General features: G+C 27.9%; 9 protein-coding genes, 1 tRNA gene and 3 rRNA genes. 10 read left to right on the top strand and 3 right to left on the bottom strand.

Features of this window, described 5'->3' with window-relative positions; genetic code table 11:
• Positions 1-162: 162 nt before the first annotated feature.
• The 9 genes from IGS63_RS01275 to rrf all read left to right on the top strand — a co-directional run bounded on the left by IGS63_RS01275 (position 163) and on the right by rrf (position 10,831).
• On the top strand, positions 163-1,506 hold the full coding sequence (locus IGS63_RS01275) for an FAD-dependent oxidoreductase (RefSeq protein WP_190615244.1): 1,344 nt from the start codon (positions 163-165) through the stop codon (positions 1,504-1,506).
• Between the two features lie 403 nt (positions 1,507-1,909).
• The gene (locus tag IGS63_RS01270; RefSeq protein ID WP_190615243.1) at positions 1,910-2,599 is read left to right on the top strand and encodes a response regulator transcription factor; all 690 of its coding nucleotides are present in this window, start codon (positions 1,910-1,912) and stop codon (positions 2,597-2,599) included.
• On the top strand, positions 2,596-3,609 hold the full coding sequence (locus tag IGS63_RS01265) for a sensor histidine kinase (RefSeq protein ID WP_190615242.1): 1,014 nt from the start codon (positions 2,596-2,598) through the stop codon (positions 3,607-3,609). Before IGS63_RS01270 ends, IGS63_RS01265 begins: the two co-directional genes overlap by 4 nt.
• On the top strand, positions 3,596-4,351 hold the full coding sequence (locus IGS63_RS01260; RefSeq protein ID WP_190615241.1) for an ABC transporter ATP-binding protein: 756 nt from the start codon (positions 3,596-3,598) through the stop codon (positions 4,349-4,351). The genes IGS63_RS01265 and IGS63_RS01260 overlap by 14 nt, the downstream gene beginning before the upstream one ends.
• Entirely contained in the window at positions 4,326-5,762 is a 1,437-nt protein-coding gene (locus IGS63_RS01255; protein WP_190615240.1) for a hypothetical protein, read from the top strand. The genes IGS63_RS01260 and IGS63_RS01255 overlap by 26 nt, the downstream gene beginning before the upstream one ends.
• 326 nt (positions 5,763-6,088) lie before the next feature.
• A 16S ribosomal RNA gene (locus IGS63_RS01250) occupies positions 6,089-7,614 on the top strand.
• A gap of 40 nt (positions 7,615-7,654) precedes the next feature.
• Positions 7,655-7,731: transfer RNA gene (locus IGS63_RS01245), tRNA-Ile, on the top strand.
• Positions 7,732-7,768: 37 nt separating this feature from the next.
• Positions 7,769-10,686: ribosomal RNA gene (locus tag IGS63_RS01240) — 23S ribosomal RNA — on the top strand.
• Between the two features lie 30 nt (positions 10,687-10,716).
• Positions 10,717-10,831: ribosomal RNA gene (rrf, locus tag IGS63_RS01235) — 5S ribosomal RNA — on the top strand.
• Together the 16S, 23S and 5S rRNA genes with 1 tRNA gene alongside form the textbook arrangement of a ribosomal RNA operon.
• A gap of 190 nt (positions 10,832-11,021) precedes the next feature.
• On the opposite strand, the gene IGS63_RS01230 is transcribed toward rrf, so the two are convergent.
• The 3 genes from IGS63_RS01230 to IGS63_RS01220 form a co-directional block, all read right to left on the bottom strand.
• Positions 11,022-14,723 carry an Eco57I restriction-modification methylase domain-containing protein gene (locus tag IGS63_RS01230; RefSeq protein WP_190615239.1) on the bottom strand — a complete coding sequence of 1,234 codons (3,702 nt, stop codon included), beginning with the start codon at positions 14,721-14,723 and terminating at the stop codon, positions 11,022-11,024.
• Between the two features lie 11 nt (positions 14,724-14,734).
• Positions 14,735-17,947 (bottom strand): helicase-related protein, encoded by a 3,213-nt coding sequence (locus IGS63_RS01225; protein WP_190615238.1) that lies wholly within the window; start codon positions 17,945-17,947, stop codon positions 14,735-14,737.
• 339 nt (positions 17,948-18,286) lie between these two features.
• Positions 18,287-19,996 carry an AAA family ATPase gene (locus tag IGS63_RS01220; protein WP_190615237.1) on the bottom strand — a complete coding sequence of 570 codons (1,710 nt, stop codon included), beginning with the start codon at positions 19,994-19,996 and terminating at the stop codon, positions 18,287-18,289.
• 822 nt (positions 19,997-20,818) lie between these two features.
• Between IGS63_RS01220 and abc-f the strand changes: the two genes are divergently transcribed.
• The gene (gene abc-f, locus IGS63_RS01215) at positions 20,819-22,405 is read left to right on the top strand and encodes a ribosomal protection-like ABC-F family protein (protein WP_190615236.1); all 1,587 of its coding nucleotides are present in this window, start codon (positions 20,819-20,821) and stop codon (positions 22,403-22,405) included.
• Positions 22,406-22,422 lie beyond the last annotated feature (17 nt).

Below are 22,422 nucleotides of genomic sequence, written 5' to 3'. Positions count from 1 at the left end.
ATAAAAAGTAGTTAATAGTAAAAAAGTAACAAAATAAAATCAGTTTAAAATAATACTTGACATTATAATATTTTTATTGTACAATTGAATTGTAAATAAGATGTTTTTTGTTTCAATTAAAAGTGTTTTTTTTCACTTGAAAATAAAAATGGAGGAATTTATATGAAGACAATAATTATAGGTTGTACTCATGCGGGAACAGCAGCTGCGCTTAATGCTAAAAAATTATATCCAGATATAGATATTACTGTATATGAAAAAAATGATAATATTTCTTTTTTATCTTGTGGTATAGCATTGTATATAGAAGGTGTTGTTAAGGATAGAAATGGTTTGTTTTATTCTTCACCAAAACAATTAAAAGAAATGGGAATCAATGCAAAAATGAAACACGAAGTAATAGATGTAGATGTGAATAATCATAAGATAAAAGTAAAAGATTTAGAAACAAATAAAGTATTTGAAGATTATTATGATAAATTAATAGTTACAACTGGATCTTGGCCAATTGTTCCAAATATAAAGGGCATAAAAATGGAAAATATACTTCTTTCAAAAAATTTTCAACATTCAAATGTGATAATTGAAAAAGCTAAGATAGCTCAAAATATAGTAGTTATAGGCGCTGGATATATTGGTGTTGAATTAGTTGAAGCATTTGAAAGAATGGGGAAAAAAGTAACTTTAATAGATATGCAAGATAGAATACTGAGTAAGTATTTAGATAAAGAAATTACAGATATTGCTGAAAATAAACTTTTAGAAAATAAAATAAATTTAGCTTTAAATGAAAAGGTTCAAGAATTTATTGGAGAAAACAACAAAGTAAATAAAGTGATAACAGATAAAAATGAATATAAAACAGATCTTGTTATACTGTGTATTGGATTTAAACCAAGTACAAAGTTATTTGAAAATAAATTAAATATGACTGATGATGGAGCTATAATAGTAGATGAATATATGAAAACAAGTAATAAAGATATACTTGCAGCAGGTGATTCTTGTGCAGTAAAGTATAATCCTACAAACACGCATAAATATATTCCACTAGCAACTAATGCCGTTAGAATGGGAACTCTTGTTGCTATGAATTTATATGAAAATAAAATAAAGTATATGGGAACTCAAGGTACATCTGGAATAAAAATATACAATCATAATATAGCTTCTACTGGATTAACAGAAGTTTTAGCAAAAGAAAATAATATAAATTTTGATACTGTAATTATAAATGAAAATAATAGACCGGAATTTATGCCAACATATTATAAATTAACTTTGAAATTAGTATATGAAAAAGAATCACATAGAATACTTGGAGCTCAAATAATATCAGATGCCGATTTAACACAATCAATTAATACTTTATCTATTTGTATACAAAAACATATGACAATAGAAGAGCTTGCATTTGTTGATTTCTTTTTTCAACCACATTATAACAAACCATGGAATTTTTTAAATACAGCAGCTTTAAAAGTTTTAGAAAAAGAATTTAAATAGATGAAATTCATCTATTTAAGTTCTTTTTTATTTTTATAAAATATTGTATAATTAATATTAGATTACTTATAAAATACGTGAATGTAATGATGGAAAATAGTAAAAAATAAAACATTCGCTGTTCAAATTTTCTAAAAAATGGAATTTGTTCACGGAAAAATATTAAAAATTCAAAACTTGCTTTTATAATCCAATTGAAGCCACTTACAATGTATATAAATGAAGATATAATGATAAGATTAAACTATTTAGTTGATGTGTTGGGTTATGAACCTGAATTTGTTGCTAAAAATTACCTTAAAGGGTTGGGTCTCATAAAAATAAAATAAAAAGCCATTTGGCTTTTTATTTTTTTGAGTTAAAATGTTATAATCCAATTAGAAAAAATAATTGGGGGAATAGTATGAAAAAACTTTATTTGATTGAAGATGATAAGAAATTAGCAACTCATTTAAGTGTTTATTTGAGGAAAAATAGATATGAAGTTTACACTGTTTTTGATTTTAGAAAAATAGAAGAAGAGTTTAAGAAAATAAATCCGGATTTAGTTATAATGGATGTAAATCTTCCATACAACGATGGATTTTATCTTTGTAGAAATATAAGAAAAGTTTCAAAGGTTCCAATAATATTTTTAACTGCAAGGATTGATCCTAAAGAACAAGTTTTAGGAATGGAATTAGGTGGAGATGATTATATAATTAAACCATTTAATTATCAAGTTTTAATTGCAAAAATAAATGCAATTTTTAGAAGGTATAGTAGTTTTGATGAAGTTACTTTGAAATACAAGAAGTTTAAATTGAGTGCAGATAAGATGTTGTTATATTTTGAAGATAAAAAAATAAATTTAAGTAAAACAGAATTTCAAATATTGTGGAAATTATTTGAAAAACAAGAAGAAACAGTTAATAGGGATGAAATACTGGAAAGTATTTGGAAAAATGGAGATTTTGTTGATGAAAATACATTGAATGTAAATTTAACGAGACTTAGAAATAAATTAAAAACTTTTGGCATTAAAAATTTTATTAAAACTATAAGAAAAAAGGGATATACTTTGAATTCAAACTATGAAGAGGAAGAAAAATGAAATTAAAAATAATAAGCAATTATTTTTTAGATAGAAAATATTTTATAATATTATATTATTTTTCAACAATACTAATTTCAATTTATTTTAGTGCAGAAACAAAAAAAATAGATATAGTTTATCCACTTATTATGTCTAGTTATATTCTAGTAATATTTTTTTTAATAGATTTTATAAGATATTATATTTTCAACTTGCACATGTTGAGAACTTCTAAAAATAGATATTATAAAATAAAAAGTTATACAAAAGAACAAAAAAATATTTTAGATACAATAGAACTCGTTAATATTTCGGCATTTGGTGAAATATCAAAAATTAAAACTGAAAATGAACAAAAAAATTTTTTTATTTCACAATGGATTCACAATTTAAAGACACCCGTTTCAGTTATAGATTTGATACTTCAAGAAAATGAAGAGTATGAATTTATAAATGAAATAAAAGAAGAAAATGAACGTATTAAAAATTTATTAAATCACCTTTTAAATATAATGAGATTAAATGAATTTACAAGAGATTTTGATCCTCAAAAGTATAATTTTTATGATGAAATAATTGATATAGTAAAAGAAAAAAGTGCACAATTTATTCATAATGAAGTATATCCTGAAATAAATGGAAATAATAAAATAAATATAATAGTTGATAAAAAATGGAATAGATTTTTAATAGAACAAGTTATAAATAATGCTATAAAATATTCTGATAAAAATAAAAAAAGCAAAAAAGTTATTTTTAGATTAAAAGAAAAAGAAGATATAATTTTAGAAATTGAAGATAATGGAATAGGAATTCCAGAATATGATATAAATAGAGTTTTTGAACCATTTTTTACAGGAGAAAATGGAAAGGATTTTTTGAATTCTTCTGGAATAGGTCTTTATACATGCAAACTCATATCTGAAAAAATAGGAGCAAAAATAAATATTGAATCTAAATTGGGAAAAGGGACAAAAATCATTATAAGTTATAAAAAGGAAGTAGGTTTTAAAAATGAAAAAGATTAAAATAAAAAATTTATATAAAGTTTATGGTGCACATAAAAATTTTGAAGGAACAAGGGCATTAAACGGTATAAATTTAGAAATAGAAAGTGGACAAGTTGTTGCAATAATGGGGCCATCTGGATGTGGGAAAACTACATTATTTAGCATGATATCTGGTATAGATACACCAACATCTGGAGAAGTATGGGTAAAAGATAAAAATATTTTTAAAATGAATTCAGAAGAAAGGGCAACTTATAGAAGAAACAATATAGGATTAATATTTCAAGAAGATATGCTTATAGATTATTTTACAATATATGAAAATATAAGTTTATTAAGAAATGATACTAATGAAATAAAAAAATTATCTGAATACTTTGGAATAAATAAATTTTTAAATAAATATCCAAAAGAACTTTCATTTGGTGAAAGACAGAAAGTTGCAGCTTGTAGAGCATTTATAAATAATCAAGATTTAATACTTGCAGATGAACCAACTGGTAATCTTGATTCTAATTCTTCTAAAAAATTTATTGAGTATGTTTTAAAATTAAATAATATAAGAAATGATACATTTTTAATGGCAACGCATGATCCTTTTGTTGCTAGTTATTGTAATAGAGTAGTCTTTTTAAATGATGGGAAAATAATTATGGATATATATAAAAAAGAGTCAAGAAGACATTTTTTAGATAGAATATTTGATTGTTTGGTTATATTAGAAGGTGAAATTAATGATATGGAACAGGAAATTTTATAGAAATATAATTTTAAAAAATATTATAAATGAAAAAAATATTTATTTTTCATACTTTTGGCCTATAAGTACATTAATAATGATTTTTTTTATATTTTTAAATTTAAATATGAACATAAAAATAGAAACAACTTCATCTCTATTAAAATATTCATTAATAATTATAGTTGCTTATTTTATTATATTTAATAAAATTATACAAAATTTAATTAAAGACATTAGAAAAAAAAATATAGAGAAATTTTATAAATTGGGTTTTACAAAAAAATTTATGTGGAAAATATTTTATATGGAATTTTTTATAATAAATATAATTACGATACTTTGGGGAATAATGGAAGGTATAATTTTTTTAAAATTATTTTTTTCTATTACAAAATCAATTCTCTTTTTACAAAATAATATGAAGTTAGAAATTAAAACATTTATTATAACTTTTTTTATTTTTTTGATATCGATTAATTCTATTTTTTTACTAAAAATAAAAATGAAAAAAATAAAAGACTATAAATTTTTTTTATTTTCAATATTTTTAGTTATCTTTATATCGTTATTTCTATTTTCTTATGCATATAAAAATTTTAAAGTTGCTTCAATAAATTTTGAGGGTTATTTAAAAGCGGTATTAAATGATAAAAAAGTATTTTCAAAAGAAAAATTTAAAGATTTATCAGTAATAATAGATAAAAAGTTTATATTGATATCAGAAGAAGATTATCCAAAAATAAGTGATTTGTACTATTTTAAAAAAAATAGTTATTTAAAAATAAAAAACAAAGTATATGAAGTAAAAAAGATAATAGAATTAGAAGATAAATTTTTGAGAGATGTTTATGTAATAAAAAAAGATAGTTTTCAATTTTTAAAAAATAATTTTAAAATACAAAAATACAAGATCGTGAATAACTATCCAATAAAAATAGAAGACTGGATAAAAGTTATAAACATAAATAATAATCTAAATTCTTATATTACAAATGATGTAATCTTAAAAAGGTTATTGTTTTTATATCAAAAAAGGAAAAATATTTTTTTATATGATGTATTTATAATATTATTAACAGGTTTTATAGTCTTTATATCTTCAATGTTTCAAATATACTTTTATTCAATAAGAGAAATGAAAAAAAATGAAAAAATTATTATAAATATGTATAAACTGGGTATTTCAAAAAACAAACAATTGAAAAATATGTTAAAAAGGCTAAAAATTAGATTCTTTTTACCATCTTTTTTTGGATACATTGTTCAATTTCTTATTTTTATTGTACTTGAATATAATTTTTTTGTATTTAACAATAACTCTATAATTAATTCATTTTTTTATGAAAGTTTTATACTCATTGTAATTACTATTATAGAATTAATTTTTTATTATAATATAAAATTAAAATATAAAAAGATACAAAATTAAATTTATCTTTATAAATGCAAAAAATGTCCCTTTGAGGGGACGAGGGTTTGTTGAAAGGATGTTATTTTGATTTTGCATTCACTAAATTTTAAACTCCAACCCAACCAACTAACTAACTTCTCATTCAATTAACACGACGTTGAAAAAAGGTTAAAAGAAATGTAATTGACAAAAGAAGGAGAAAGTGATAGAATGATTGAGTCGCTGAGGGAAAAGCAAGCGAAGGAGAAAGAAGCTCATTGAAAAATGGATAGAGGTAGTAAAATAAAACTTTTCGAAAGAAAAGGACGCTAGTAAGAAAGAACTAGAGTGAGAATCAAACCATTCGAATGGAGGGTTTGATCCTGGCTCAGGGTGAACGCTGGCGGCACGCCTAACACATGCAAGTCGAACGAAGAAATCCACTTCGGTGGAGAGTATTAGTGGCGAACGGGTGAGTAACGCGTAGGAATCAACCCTTTGGACTGGGATAGCTATGGGAAACTGTAGGTAAAACCGGATAAGCTCGAGAGAGGAAAGGAAGAGAAGCGCCAAAGGACGAGCCTGCGTCCCATCAGGTAGTTGGTGAAGTAAAAGATCACCAAGCCGACGACGGGTAGCCGGTGTGAGAGCACGAACGGCCACAAGGGAACTGAGAGACGGACCCTACTCCTACGGGAGGCAGCAGTGGGGAATTTTGGACAATGGACGGAAGTCTGATCCAGCGATGCCGCGTGAAGGAAGAAGTCCTTCGGGATGTAAACTTCTGAATTTACAGAATATAAAGTACTGGGGACAGTACAAGGAAGGTATGTAAAGAAAAGCCCCGGCTAACTACGTGCCAGCAGCCGCGGTAAGACGTAGGGGGCGAGCGTTGCCCGGAATCACTGGGCGTAAAGGGAACGTAGGCGGTTATGTAAGTCAGGTGTGAAATGTCACTGCTCAACGGTGGAACAGCGCTTGAAACTGTATAACTTGAGGATACTAGAGGAAGACGGAATTACCAGAGTAGGGGTGAAATCCGTAGATATTGGTAAGAAGGCCAGTGGAGAAGTCGGTTTTCTGGAGTAATCCTGACGCTGAGGTTCGAAAGCTAGGGGAGCGAACCGGATTAGATACCCGGGTAGTCCTAGCCGTAAACGATGTTCACTAGGTGTGGGATGTCAAAGTTCCGTGCTGAAGCAAACGCGATAAGTGAACCGCCTGGGGAGTACGTCCGCAAGGATGAAACTCAAAGGAATTGACGGGGACCCGCACAAGCGGTGGAGCATGTGGTTTAATTCGAAGCTAACCGAAGAACCTTACCAGGAATTGACATGGAGATAAGGTAGTAGAGATACTACTAACTTTCGCAAGAAAGGAGTCTCACACAGGTGGTGCACGGCCGTCGTCAGCTCGTGCCGTGAGGTGTTGGGTTAAGTCCCGCAACGAGCGCAACCCCTGCCATTAGTTGCCAGCATGTGAAGATGGGCTACTCTAATGGGACAGCCGTCGACGAGACGGAGGAAGGAGGGGATGACGTCAGGTAAGCGTGCCCCTTATGTTCTGGGCGACACACGTGCTACAATGGTACGGACAGAGGGAAGCGAAGCTGAGAAGTGGAGCAAATCTCACAAACTGTACCTCAATTCGGATTGCAGGCTGAAACCCGCCTGCATGAAACCGGAATCGCTAGTAATCGCAGGTCAGCCAAACTGCGGTGAATACGTTCTCGGGTCTTGTACACACCGCCCGTCACGCCACCCGAGTTGGAAACGCCCGAAGATGGATGCTGTAACCGCAAGGAACGGATGCATCGAGGGTGGAGCTAGTGAGGGGGGCGAAGTCGTAACAAGGTAGGTGTACCGGAAGGTGCGCCTGGATCACCTCCTTTCTAAGGAGAACAACTACCTCTATCCATTATTGAGTGAGATGGGCTAGTAGCTCAGGTGGTCAGAGCGCACGCCTGATAAGCGTGAGGTCGGAGGTTCAAATCCTCCCTGGCCCACCAGATCACAAAGTTCATTGACAAGTGCATAAGAAAGAAAGTCCAAAGTAAAAAGGGCATACAGGGGATGCCTAGGCGACCAGAGGCGAAGAAGGACGTGGCAAGCTGCGAAAAGCTACGGGGAGAAGCAAGCAATCGAAGAACCGTAGATGTCCGAATGGGGAAACCCGGAAGAGCCCGAAAGGGAGGCGAACCCAGCGAAGTGAAACATCATAGTAGCTGGAGGAAAAGAAATCAAAGAGATTCCCTGAGTAGTGGCGAGCGAAAAGGGAAGAGCCCAAACCAAATTGATGTAAAAGGGTACAGCCGTTGTCAATTTGGGGTAGAGGGACAGCTTAACTCGAACTGTAAATAGAGGGAATAGGTAAAGAGGAAGTCGAAGTATATGGGAAGATAAACCAAAGAAGGTGAAAGTCCTGTAGACGAAAACTCGTAAACTAATCGAAGCTGATCCCAAGTAGCGTGGGACACGAGGAATCCTGCGTGAATCAGGGGAGACCACTCTCCAAGGCTAAATACTCCTGGTCGACCGATAGCGAATAGTACCGTGAGGGAAAGGTGAAAAGGACCCCGTGAGGGGAGTGAAAGAGAACCTGAAACTGTATGCCTACAGGAAACGGGAGCGGAAGTGACCGTGTGCCTTTTGATTAATGTGCCCGCGAGTTATCGTATATGGCGAGGTTAAGTCGAAAGAGACGAAGCCGAAGGGAAACCGAGTTTTAAAAGAGCGAAAGTCAAATGCGATAGACCCGAAGCCCAGTGATCTATCCATGTGCAGGTTGAAAGTTAGGTAAAACTAAGTGGAGGACCGAACCGGTAGGTAGTGAAAAATCTTCGGATGACATGTGGATAGCAGTGAAAAGCTAATCGAACTGGGTGATAGCTGGTTCTCTCCGAAACGTGTGTAGGCACGGCCTCGACAAAGAAAGTGTTGGGGGTAGAGCACTGATTGACGTATGGGGGCGACCTCAGAAATCAGTCAAACTCCGAATACCAATACTGAATAGTCGGGAGACAGACTACGGGGGATAAGCTCCGTGGTCGAAAGGGAAACAGCCCAGACCGCCAGCTAAGGTTCCGAAGAAATGGCTAAGTGTGAAAGGTAGTGAAGTTCTGAAGACAGCCAGGAGGTTGGCTTAGAAGCAGCCACCCTTTAAAGAGTGCGTAACAGCTCACTGGTTGAAGAACAATGCGCCGAAAATGTAACGGAGCTAAAGCCATACACCGAAGCTGCGGAATTGGAGTAATCCAATTGGTAGGAGAGCATTGTGTAGTAGGGAGAAGGTAAACTGGAAGGTTTGCTGGACGAGACACAAGAGCGGATGCGGGCATGAGTAGCGAAATGAATGTGAGAATCATTCACCCCGAAAGTCTAAGGGTACCTGGGGAAGGGTCGTCCACCCAGGGTAAGTCGGAGCCTAAGGTGAACCCGAAAGGGGTAATCGATGGGAAACAGGTAAAGAGTCCTGTACCAGTATGAACGAGATATAAGGGGGGACGCAGGAGGTGAATCGCCGAGACCAAGTTGCAAGGTCTTCTAAGCAGTAAAGCCGAAGAAACGAGTAGGGAAAACCGCTTGTGGAGGAAAAGCTGTGAAGGGAAGGACGTAAGTCTAACGGGGAGGAGTCACACTGCCAAGAAAAGCCTCGTATATCGCTTGAGAGAAATACTGACCGTTCCGTAAACCGACACAGGTAGACGGGTTGAGAAAACTAAGGGGAGCGGAATAACCTCTGTTAAGGAACTAGGCAAAATAGCCCCGTAACTTCGGGAGAAGGGGTGCTCTTGATGGTGTTGCAAAATGCGATTGAGAGTCGAAGTGGAAAGTCCCAGGCGACTGTTTACCAAAAACACAGGTCTATGCGAACACAAAAAGTGGAAGTATATGGACTGACGCCTGCCCAGTGCCGGAAGGTTAAGTGGAGTGGTGAGAGCTACGAAACGAAGCCCCGGTAAACGGCGGCCGTAACTATAACGGTCCTAAGGTAGCGAAATTCCTTGTCGGGTAAGTTCCGACCTGCATGAATGGCGTAACGATCTGGGAGCTGTCTCAACAGAGGATCCGGCGAAATTACAGAGTGGGTGAAGATGCCCACAACCCGCAGTTAGACGGAAAGACCCCATGGAGTTTTACTGTAGCCTGACGTTGTAAATGGTTATAATGTGTACAGGATAGGTGGGAGGCGAAGAAGGAAGATCGCAAGGTTTTCTAGAGCCGACGTTGGGATACCACCCTCATTATAATGATTTACTAACGGTGGAATGTGAAGAGCATGAGCCGGACAGCGTTAGGTGGGCAGTTTGACTGGGGCGGTTGCCTCCTAAAGAGTAACGGAGGCGTACGAAGGTCGGCTCAGGTGGGTTGGAAATCCACCGGTGAGTGCAAGGGCAAAAGCCGGCTTGACTGCGAGACTGACAGGTCGAGCAGAATGGAAACATGGTCCTAGTGACCCGGCCGAGGCGAGTGGAAGCGCGGTCGATCAACGGATAAAAGTTACCCTGGGGATAACAGGCTAATGACGCTCGAGAGTTCATATCGACGGCGTTGTTTGGCACCTCGATGTCGGCTCATCGCATCCTGGGGCTGAAGTCGGTCCCAAGGGTTGGGCTGTTCGCCCATTAAAGCGGTACGTGAGCTGGGTTCAGAACGTCGTAAGACAGTTCGGTCCCTATCTGCTGCGGGCGTAGGAAGCTTGAGGAGGGTTGCTCTTAGTACGAGAGGACCGGAGTGAGTGTACCGCTGGTGAATCAGCTGTCAGGCAAATGGCAGGAGCTGAGTAGCTAAGTACATGACCGATAACCGCTGAAAGCATCTAAGCGGGAAACGGGCTCCAAGATAAGGCTTCCCGCTCATTTATGAGGTAAGGGTAGTTCGAGACTAGAACATAGATAGGCCACAGATGTAAGTGCAGTGATGTATTGAGTCGAGTGGTACTAATAACCCGAGGCTTTGGACAAACTTTCTTATGCACTAGTGAGTGAATAATTTGGGACGAGGATAAGGTAAGGGGAACCACCCAGATCCATTCCGAACCTGGCCGTTAAGCCTTTATCTGCCGATGGTAGTACACTTCGTGTGTGCAAGAGTAGGTTTTTGTCCCGCCATTCTTTTTGAGTCAACCTTTCGGTTGACTCTTTTTTTTTTTTAAAATTATTATATATTTAACAAAAAATAAAGAAGCGGCTTAGCCGCTTCTATTTTATAAAGTTTTGTATATTTTTTATTTTATTTGTTGTTCAATACAAATGTTTATTTTCATTATTATAAATAATTTTTAAAAATATTTCATTTTTTAATTATTAAAATTACGTACTATTTCTTTTTCTTCTTCTGTTAATTCATATAAGTCATAAACCATTTCATCAATTTTATTTTCTAATTCTGTTGTATCTTTCTTTTGTTTTTTTAATTCTATTATTTGGTTTACTATTTTAATAAATATTTTTTGATTTGAATTTTTTACTTTTATTGGAATATTCATTAATGGTTCTTTATCAATTTGATAAGTATTTCCTTGCATTTTTCCCATGTTTCTTAACCAAAATTCAATAAGTTTTGAATTTAAAATTCCAGTTAAATATTTTAAATTTATTCTTATTGTTTTTATTGAAAAAAATGATTGTGAAATATAACAATCAAAATTATTAAAAGAAAATGTAGGTTTTGAACATTTCCTTAATGATATAATTTTTTCTCCTTTAAAAAAGTTTTCGTTTCTAGATCTATGTAATCCATAAGGTTTATTATCTGATGTATTTATTGATAAAAATAAATCTAAATGTTTTTTTATATTTGGAAATTTATTAATCTTATTATTAATATTAGGCTTTGTATAAATGATCCAAAATTTATTTTTATTGTTTGTATAGTATTTTTTAATTTCATTTGTTGTATAATATGGTCTTATTAATGTATTTATTTCATTTTCACTTAAATTTAAATTTTTTAATTCATTATTTGTTAATACAAATATTCCGCTTCCTTTTTTTAAATTTAAAATATTTGCATTTTTTTTGTTTAAAAAATCTTGTGGTACAACTATTCCTTGTGCGATTTCATTCTTTTTTAAATATATATTTTTATTTTTCTTAATTTTATTAATAATTATATAAGTTTTATTATCTAAAAGTTTAATGTTATCATCTTTTTTAAAATTATTTTTAGAAATTTTAGATGAATAATATTTAAATTTTTTATTTTTATTTTTTCCTAAAAATAAATTCAATTCATTTTTTTCTATATTTTTATCTAAAACTTCTCTATAATCGACAATATATTCTTTGCTTTTATTATCTTTTTCTATCAAAAATATCATTGTTTGTTGAGCAGCATTTTCAAAAACCATATAGTCACCAAAATTTATAAATTGTTTAATTATGCCATCTTTCATTATATGATTTCTCATTTTTTTACCACCGAATGTAGTTAACCAGTTATTAGGTGCTATAAAATTAAGAGTCCCTTTGTTTTTTAAAATATTTAAACCTAAAGAAGTAAAAAAATACCAAAAATCCATTTTTCCTATATAATATTTTTTTCCAAAATTACTATTTTGAACAGGAATAAATATTTTTTTATTCTTTCTTTCTCCAATATAAGGTGGATTTCCAATAACAATATCAAATCCTCCTTTTTCTTTAAAAACTTCTGCAAATTCAAGTTTCCATAAAAAATAAGGTTTTCTTTTTTCTTTTTGTAATTTTTCAAGTTCTTTTATTTTATCTTTATTTCCACTTTCACTCAAAGTAAATTTTATTAATTCCCATTCCAAAGAGTTTAGCGATTCTTTTATTTGTTTTTTCTTTAATGAATTTTTTTCGATAAAAAAATTTTTATGTAAAGCTTTAATATTCGATAAAATATCTCTTTGTTTTTCTTCAAAGTCAGTATAAAAAAGTTTTGGATTAATTATTTTATCCTTTTTTTTATATTCCTTATTTAAAAGTTTTTCATCAAAAAGATTTATTCCTTCAAATTCATCTAATAAAGAGTTTCCAACCATTAAATTAAAATCAAGGTTTGGTAATGGATTTATATTATTGTTTTCACTATCAACAACTATTGATAACCATAATCTAAGTTTTGCTATTTCTACTGCACTAGGCTCTATATCTACTCCAAATAAACTATTTTTTATTGTTTCGATTTTCAAATTATATAACGAACGTTCTATTAATAGTTTATCTTTAATATTCCAAAATTCATCTAATTTATTATCTTTTTTTAATCTAAAATATTCATGTATAATAAAATATTCTGTTAATACATTTCTTACTTTTACAATTTCAATAAGCATTCCAAGAGGAAATGCTCCAGAACCTATTGCAGGATCTGCAATTTTTACATTTTTTAATGCTTTATCTATTTTATGTATATTTTTAAAAATGCTTATGTGTATTCCCCATTCTTCATCTTTTACTTTTTTACCATTTTTATATTCCATTTCAAAAATGTGTGTGTCATATTCTTTTACAAATTCTCCAATTTGTAATAATTCTTCAAATTTTTCTCTTTCTACTTCTTCTATCTCATTATCAAGATAGTTAATTAAAGACTCTTTACACATATAATATACAATTTCTCTTGGAGTATAAAAAGCACCTTTAAATTTTCTATCTTTTACATCAAGTAAATTTTCAAATACTTTTCCTAACATTTCAGGATCAACTGCTATTTCTGTTTCATATGGTTCATTCTCTGCTATTGTAAAATTATATCTATCAAATATATCTAAAATACCTTCTTCTTTTTCATTTGAAAAAATTGTATCTGGAATATGAAAATTTGTTGTTTTCCAATCATATCCTTCATAGGGTTCAAATAATCCTCCATTTAAAAAAGGAATTTTACAATTAAATTTTTTATAATATTGATTTTCTCCTCTATATGTATTTAAAGCTTCGTAAAATAAATATTCTAAATAATCATTAAAGAAATTTTTATTAGTAGTAAATCTTTTGTGGTGTTCAAATAACTTTCTTACAAAATTTTTTTCTCCATCTCCCCATTTACCTTCAAATGGAGTATTTTTAAAACAATTCATTATTATATCTAATTCATTATCATCTAAATTTTCTATTACTTCTTTTTGACTTTTATATTCATTTTTATTTATTCTTTTATAGAGGTTATTTAATAATTCTTTTTCAGATGGAGTTTTATTTTTCAAAATATCTTCAAATTGTTCTTTATTCAACTTTTCATGAATAGCCTTTACTCCAAGCCAGCCTTTTTTTTGTAAAAAATATAAAAATGCTAATTGTCCCATCAATTTTTTAGAAAATTCCTCTGAAAACTCCTCAACTTTTTCAGTGTGTTTTAATGCTTCTTGTACAAATTCTTTATCTTTTTCTAAATGTTCTTTTAACTCAAGATATTTTTCTTTATATTTATCAAAAAATTCCTTTGTTACTTTTTCTATTTGGAATATATTTTCAAGTTGTTCTAATGTTGCTTCTTCATTATTTTTAACTAATTGATTTAATTGTTTTTCTGCTGTATGTGTAGCTTCATTTTTTCCTAAAATATACGAATATCTTTTGGCTGGAGTTAATTTTTCTTTTATACCTTCAAAAGTAAATGAATAATCAAGTTTTATAAAAGATAATCTCCAAGAATTTGATACATCATTATAAAAACTAACTAATGCTGCATCATGCATAGGAATTTTATCATTTCCCTTTAATAAGTTTGCAACAAAATTTCTTTGTTTTGTTCTTGCTTTTGTTGGATCAATAGTATTACCATTATCTAATTTATCTTTTGTTTTTACAGCAATTACATATATTTTTTTTCCTTCTTTATCTTCATAATCTTCTACAATTTGGTAATATTCTATATATTCTGTATATTCTTTTGGTTCCTTTTGAATAGTTCTATTTCTTACTGTAGTATTTATAACTCTTGCAGTAAATTGTTTAAAAATTTCTATATTAAATCTATTACTTACTAATTTTTTTATGATTTCATTTCTTTTTTGTTTTATTTGTTTCATTTTTCACCTCTTTAATTAATATATTCTGATAAAATAACTTCTATTTTACTTGTACTATTTTTTACGTCTGTTTTTTCAATATTTTTATAACTATCAGGTATTATTTCAAAAACAATATCTAATAATTTATGAGGATTAGTTTCTTTTTTCAATAATTTTTCTATTTCATTATTAATATTTTTTATTATCTCTTTAGATAAATATCCATTTTCAAATAATTCTTTTATTTTATAAAATCTTTTTTCTTCTTTTCCACTAAAGGTCTTTTTATAATTTTCAAATCCTTTAATTAATTTTAAAAACTTTGCATCATTTCCTATTTTTTTTATTGGTGTTTTTTTAATATTTTCTTCTTTTTTGATTTTAAAATATTCTTTATTCCAATTTAACATATCAAAAAAGTTATCATTTATTTTGATTTTAGGTTCATCTTTTTGGCATTTTAATATTTTTACTCCTTCAAAAAAAGTAAGTTCTCTACCATTAAAATCAGAATTACAAATATATATTCTTTTTAATTCTCCATCGCGTATAAAACTAACAACATTTTCTTTGCCTAAATTATTACATTTTGAAGATCTACTTTTTTTAGGTAAATTTTTAATTTTTAAAAATAATTCTTCATTATTATCTCTTATATCTCTTATTATTTTTAAATATTCTAATTCGGAATCGTCCCAATTTTCTTCATCTAAACTTAAATTTTTATTCAATGCTTCATATAATTTTTCTCCTGAAAATTCAAAAGAATTTATTTCTTCATCTTCTGTAAGAAATTTTGAATCCTCACCAAAAGTATTATGAAATGATTGTAATTTTGAAATAATATTTTCTTTTAAAGAGATATGTTCATTTGATTTTCTTGTAGGGAAAAAATTAAATACATGTATTTTATCAAAATTAGTTCCTACTCTATTTATCCTTCCTATTCTTTGCATAATTCTAGTAGGATTCCAAGGTAAATCATAGTTTATTAAAATATTTGCTCTATGTAGATTTATTCCTTCTGCTAATACATCAGTTGTTATAAGTATTTCTATATCATTTTTTTGTTTATTTTTTGGAATATTTGGATCAAAATTTTCTATTATTATATCTTTTAATACTAAACTCGAGCTTCCTGTAAATACTATTACGTTTTTATTTAATTTATTTTGTAATTGAATTTTTAAATATTCTGCTGTTTCTTTTGATTCTGTAAATATAATTTTTTTTGAATTTTTTAAAATATTATTATTGTTCAATTCAGTAATAAAATAATCCAATTTTGGGTCTGAATTTATTTTTTTAATATTTCTATTCATTTCTTCAAGTATTTCTAAATCTTTTTCTAAATCTTTAATAAAACTTTCATTAAAATTATCTGGAGTATAATATTTTATTTGTCCATCGTTTATTAATTCTATGATTTTTTCTTCTTCCTCATCATTTAATAATTCATATATATCATATTTTTTACTAATATATATTTTTCCAGAATTATACATTTTAATAAAATTTATATATGATTCTTTAAATCTTAATACGGATTTAGAAAAAGCATAAAAACTACTTTCAAGTCTTTTTATCAATAAAACTTTCATAAATCCTTTTAAATTTAATTGTCCAGAGATTAATGTTTTTTCTTCTTCTGTTGGATTTAATAAATATGTTAATGTTTTATACCTTGAATAAGTTAAATTATTGATTAAATATAATATGCCATCAAATAATTTATCTATTTCATCATCAAATTTATATATTATTTGCTCAGGCGTTCCTATCTTTGGAAAAGTTAAACCTTGTTTTTCCATATCTTCTTTATAGTATTTTTCTATTTCACTTCTTACTCTTCTAACCATGATTTTTCTTAAAACTTTATCTCTAATTTCTGCTGAATTTTTCTTAATTATTTTTTCAAATTTGTTTTTATTTTCTTCTGTAGAATTGTTTTTGTATAATTTTTTTGATTTTTTTTCATTGTTTAACATTTTCATAAAAAAGTTTTCTATATTTGGTTGGCCTTCTATAATATTTGAATTATTTTTAGGTTGAAAAAGTTTTATTAAATTTAAAATATCTGTAGAGTAATTATTTTGTGGTGTGGCTGATATAAGGATAATTTTTTTATTTAAACAAATCTCATGTAATTTTGCATAATTAGAAGTACCATCATTTCTAAATCTATGAGCTTCATCAATAAAAACATATTTAAAATAATCATTTTCATAATTTTCTAAAATATCCTCTAATTTTCCTAAAGATTTTACTGTGGCAGATACCCCAAAATCAACAAGTGTTTTTTCCCAATAACTTACTAATACAGGTGGACATATAATTAATTTTCTTCCACCTTTTAATTCTTTTGCTAAAAGAGTTGCAATATATGTCTTACCTAGTCCAACTACATCTGCTAAAAATACTCCATTATATTTATTTAATATTTTTTTAGCTTGATTTACAGCATCTATTTGATATTGAAATTTTTTAAATCCCTCTGGTAGCATTTCACCTTTAAATTTTATTTTATCATCATTAATTTCATCATAAAAATATTCATATAAAAATTTTAAATATAACTCATATGGAGTTATATCTTCTCTAATCCAAGTTTTTTTAGTTATTGTTTCAATATAATCTTTTGTAATATCTATACCTTTTTCCCATAATTTTTCAAATTTTTCCAAAGCATATTCTACATCACTTTTATTTTTTAATTCTACATTAAATTCAAGGTTTCCTTTGAGTCCACTATGTGAAAAATTACTGGAACCTGTTATTAATTTTCCAAAATCTTCTGATTTTTTTTCATTTTTTCTTATAATATAAACTTTAGCATGTAGTGGTTCATCAGGATAAATTCTCATTTCTAATTTTTCATCTTGTATAAACTCTATAAATTTTTTAATACCTTTTTCTATATCAATTTTATCTTCTGAATTATCCATTTCTTTTTTTACTATTTTATTAAAATTTTTCTTTATTTCATTTGTAGATAAATATTCTATATCTTTTGAAGCTTCTAATAATTCTACAGTTTTTTTATCTACATTTAATCCAACTAAAATTCTTATTTTTTCAACACCTTCCAAAGCTTCATACATTTCATAAAAACCACTTGTCCTAAAGTACCCTACTAAAACATCAAAAAATTGAGTATTATTCATTAGTATTTTTCTAAATCTATCTGCAAGTGTTTTTCCTTTTTCATTTGTAAAAAATGTTAAGTCATTATTATTATTCATTTTTTCCCCCTTTTATCTAAATTTATATTTAATTATATTATATAATATATATTTTTACATAGCGTTATTAAAAATACAATAGATAAATATATACAAGGAATTTGATAGTAATATTAAAAAATTTTATAATAGTATATAATTTTTTATTTTAAATGAAAAAAATTAAATAATTTAACTTTTGAAGTTAATAAAAATGATATAATTGGAATTAAAGGAGATAATGGTAAAAAAAACTATATTAACATATTTAATATCTAGAATATTAAATGAAAATGAAATTTACTATAATGATATTAAAAGAACTAAATTTTCAGAGAAAAAAATATTAAAAAATATTTTTTATTCAACCTCATCAAGATGTTTTAACTCTCTGCCAACAAAGATCATTACTACTTTTTTTAATGGTCCGTTGAACTCTTTGTTTATAGTTTTTTCATATCTCTTTATTTGATTTACTGCTTCTTTTATCTTTTCTTGATATACTTTTTCTGTATAGTCTTTCTTTTTTATGTATTTTAACTCTATTATTGCATTGTAGGGTACTTCTTCGTATCTTTTAAACATTGCTAAGTCTATGTATCCACCTTCTACTGGATACTCGCTTTTAACGTATGCCCAGGGGGTTAAGATTAAATAACTAAACAGCAGCATCTTTATGTGTTTTTCACTAAAGCTTTGAAAGTCTCTGTCTGATAGTTTTTTTAATACACTTTCTATTTCACTTGCCAACGAGTTTATATTTCCATCTACCAACAACTTTCTTATTGCTATCTTTATTTTTCCTGTATCTATATAGTTTTTTGCTCTTGTTTTTATCATTTCTAAGAAGTATTCTGAGTATATCTTTTTTATTGAATAGTTTGGTATCTTTAAGTTCATCACAAATCCTTTTGATTCTATTGTTAAAAAGCCTAAATAAAAGAGTAAGGTTTTAACATCATCTATTTCCATCTTCCTTTCAAGGTTAAATGCTCTTGTTAACTCTTCTATTTCTGTTTTATCTGTCATCAATATTTCATTTAAAAGGTTTCCTATTGCTTCTTTTTCATTATCTATATTATTTATTCCAACAACTTCACCAAGTTTAAATAAATTTTGAATCTTTTTATAATCACTTGCTATGTTCATATCTATTACATCTTTTGGTTTTCTTTTTTCTCTATTGTATTCAGAGATGAAGTATAAGACCATATCGCTGTTGTAAACCTTTTCACTTGCACGTTCATTAAACATGTATCCATTGTAGCTAAACTTCATATCTTGTAAAATATCATCATTTATTTGATACTCTTTGAGAATATCTTTGACTTCACTTTCAGTAAATCCCATCATTTCATTTAACTCTAAGGTTGTTGACATGTTTTTTGAGATGTTGAATCCACTCGTTAAACTATCTAAGGTTATTGGTGCTACTCCTGTTATGAATAATCTATCTATAACAGATCGTGTCCCTTCTTTTATTACTTCATAAAACTTTCTAACAAAACCTGTTTTACTGACGATATTTTTAAATTCATCGAGTTTAAAACTCAAAAGTTCATTTGCAAAGTGGTCGTATTCATCTATTAATAAGTATATTTTTGTTTTTAAGTTTAGTTCTTTATACTGATTTATAAATGTTCTCAAAAGAGTTGAAGGCTCTTTTATAGAATTATTTAATTTTATATTTAAGTTATATCTATTAATAAAACTTGATAATTTTTCAAAAACTTCTGAATTAAAGTCAAATTTCAACTCTTCTTTACTATCTGTATTCAATCCAGAAAAATTAAACTCTAAAATATGATAACTACTCTTTTTAGGTGTTGGATGTTTTTGAATGTACAAGTCTTTAAAGATAGTATCAAACTTATCTGAATACTTAACATCATAGTATTTACTCATAGTGTCAAGCCACAAACTTTTTCCAAACTTTCTTGGTCTTAAAAAGAAGATGTATGATTCTGGCATATCTTCAATTATTTCTATATACTTAGTTTTATCTACATAGTAAAAATTTTCAGTTCGTATTTTTTCAAAGTTTTGAAGTCCATATGGAACCTTTTTCATTTTGATCACCTCAGTTTTATTATAACACATGGAATTTTTATATTTGTATTATATTTTCTCTAATTTTTTTATGTATCCATTCAATCACAATTCAAAGATTTTATCAACTCTTCTTTTATTTTAATCATGACTATGTTTATATTAACAATATAATCTCTATAAGTTAATTTATCGATTATAGCAACAAATATTACAAGATCATTAAATATTTTATTTCTAAGTTTTGAATATATTTTTTTATAAAAAATTTACTGTTCTTATCTAACTTTTTAATCTTGAATTTAACAATCTTTTATATTTATATCTCATACAAATAATGACTTAGAGATAGCAGTATATGCAGTGGTATTTAGTTGAACTAGTAGAATTTAGTAGAGGTCATAGTACTACATGAAACACATTAAGATGGAAATGGTTGGAATTAGGACATTATAAATAAAAAAATTCAATGTTACAATTTTTAAGAAAAAATATCGTCTAAAATCATTTTATATAAAATATTATATAATACGTAAAATTTTGAAATCAAATGAAATATGTTATAATGAAATAGATTAATTTTTTTGATGAAGATAAATATACATAATAAAATTAATGCTTTAGAAGATGAATATTATACAATTATCAATGACAAAGTCAGTAATTTGGAAAAATAATTGTGATTTAGCATCTTTATAAATATTTTAGAGTTTAAAAAAATAGTATAAAAATCAAATAAAGGAGGTAATCCCATGAATAATAAAATTAATCTTTAATACTAACTACGGGAAATAGTGATTAACCGTAGTTAGTTAATTCTTATTTTAAAAGGAGTGATTAACTATGGCTAATATAAAATTAAATAATTTATCTTTTTATTATACATCACCGTATAAACTCATATTTCAAAATTTGAATCTTACAATAAATGTTGAATGGAAATGTGGTTTAGTTGGAAAAAATGGTAGGGGAAAAACTACTTTATTAAAACTTTTAAAAAGAGATTTAGAACCAAGCATTGGAGAAATAAATATTCCAATTAAAGTTAGTTATTTTCCATTTAAAATTGAAAAAAAATATACATTAACATATGATATTCTAAAAAATTTAATAGCCCCATTTTCAGATATGGAAAAAAAGATGGATTATTTATTACAAAATAAAAATATAAATGAATACGGTGAAGTTTTAGAAAAATATACATTTTTAAATGGATTTATTATAGATACATTAATTGAAAAAGAATTTAATAAAATGGGATTAAAGTTAGAACTATTAAAAAGACCATATGAAACATTGAGTAGTGGAGAAAAAACTAAGATAATGATAATAGCAATGTTTTTAAGAAAAGATAATTATTTGCTCATAGATGAACCAACAAATCATCTTGATATAAGTTCAAGAGAACAACTAGGAAAGTATCTTTCTAAAAAGAAAAATTTTTTAGTTGTTTCTCATGATAGGTATTTTTTAGATCTTTGTATAGACCATATAATATCAATTAATAAATCTAATGTAAAATTATTAAATACAAATTATAGCGAATTAGAATACAACTTAAAATTAGAAGAAGATTTTGAAAAGAAAAAGAATGAAAAAATAGAGAAAAAAGTAAAAAATTTAAAAGAAGCCTTGATTAGATCAAAAGTTTGGGCTAATAATCGAGAAAAAGATAAATTTAAAAAATACCATCCAGATACAAGTATTATAGACAAAGGCTATGTTGGGGGTAAAGCAAAAAAATTAATGAAAATGTCAAAAAATTTTGAGTTAAATATTCAAAAAAATATTGAAGAACAAAAAGGACTTTTAAAAAATGTAGAAAAAAATTATGAATTAAAAATATTTAATTCAAATAAAATTCCAAATAAATTACTTCAAATTTATAATTTAAATGTTGAATATGGAAATAATACTATTTTAAAAAACTTTAATCTTACACTATACAAAAAAGAAAGAATAGCTATTTTTGGAAAAAATGGAAGTGGAAAAACAACATTATTAAAGGCTATTTTTAATGAAATTAATATTAAAAGCGGAAATATATATAAACCTAAATTCATAAATTTTTCAAGAGTAGAACAAGTATCAAATTGGGAAGATACAACATTATATGAATATATTCAAAAAAAGCAAATAAATGAAAATAAATTTAGACAAATTCTTGGAAATTTTGAAGTGAGGGGTGAAATACTTGATAAACAAGCAAAAGAATTTAGTGATGGTGAAAAAAAGAAAATTGATTTATGTTTGAGTATAGTAGATCCAGTTACTGTTTTAATTTGGGATGAACCACTTAATTATATAGATATACCAACCAGATTAAAACTCGAAAAAGCAATATTAAAGTATGAACCAACTATGATTTTTATAGAACATGATAGGTATTTTATAGAAAATATAGCTACTAAAATAATAGAAATAAAATAAAAAAATTTTTTATGTTT

The organism is Tepiditoga spiralis, assembly GCF_014701195.1.
GTDB lineage: Bacteria > Thermotogota > Thermotogae > Petrotogales > Petrotogaceae > Tepiditoga > Tepiditoga spiralis.
Note: the sequence above shows the minus strand (reverse complement) of the source record. Positions and strands in the feature narration are given on the sequence as shown.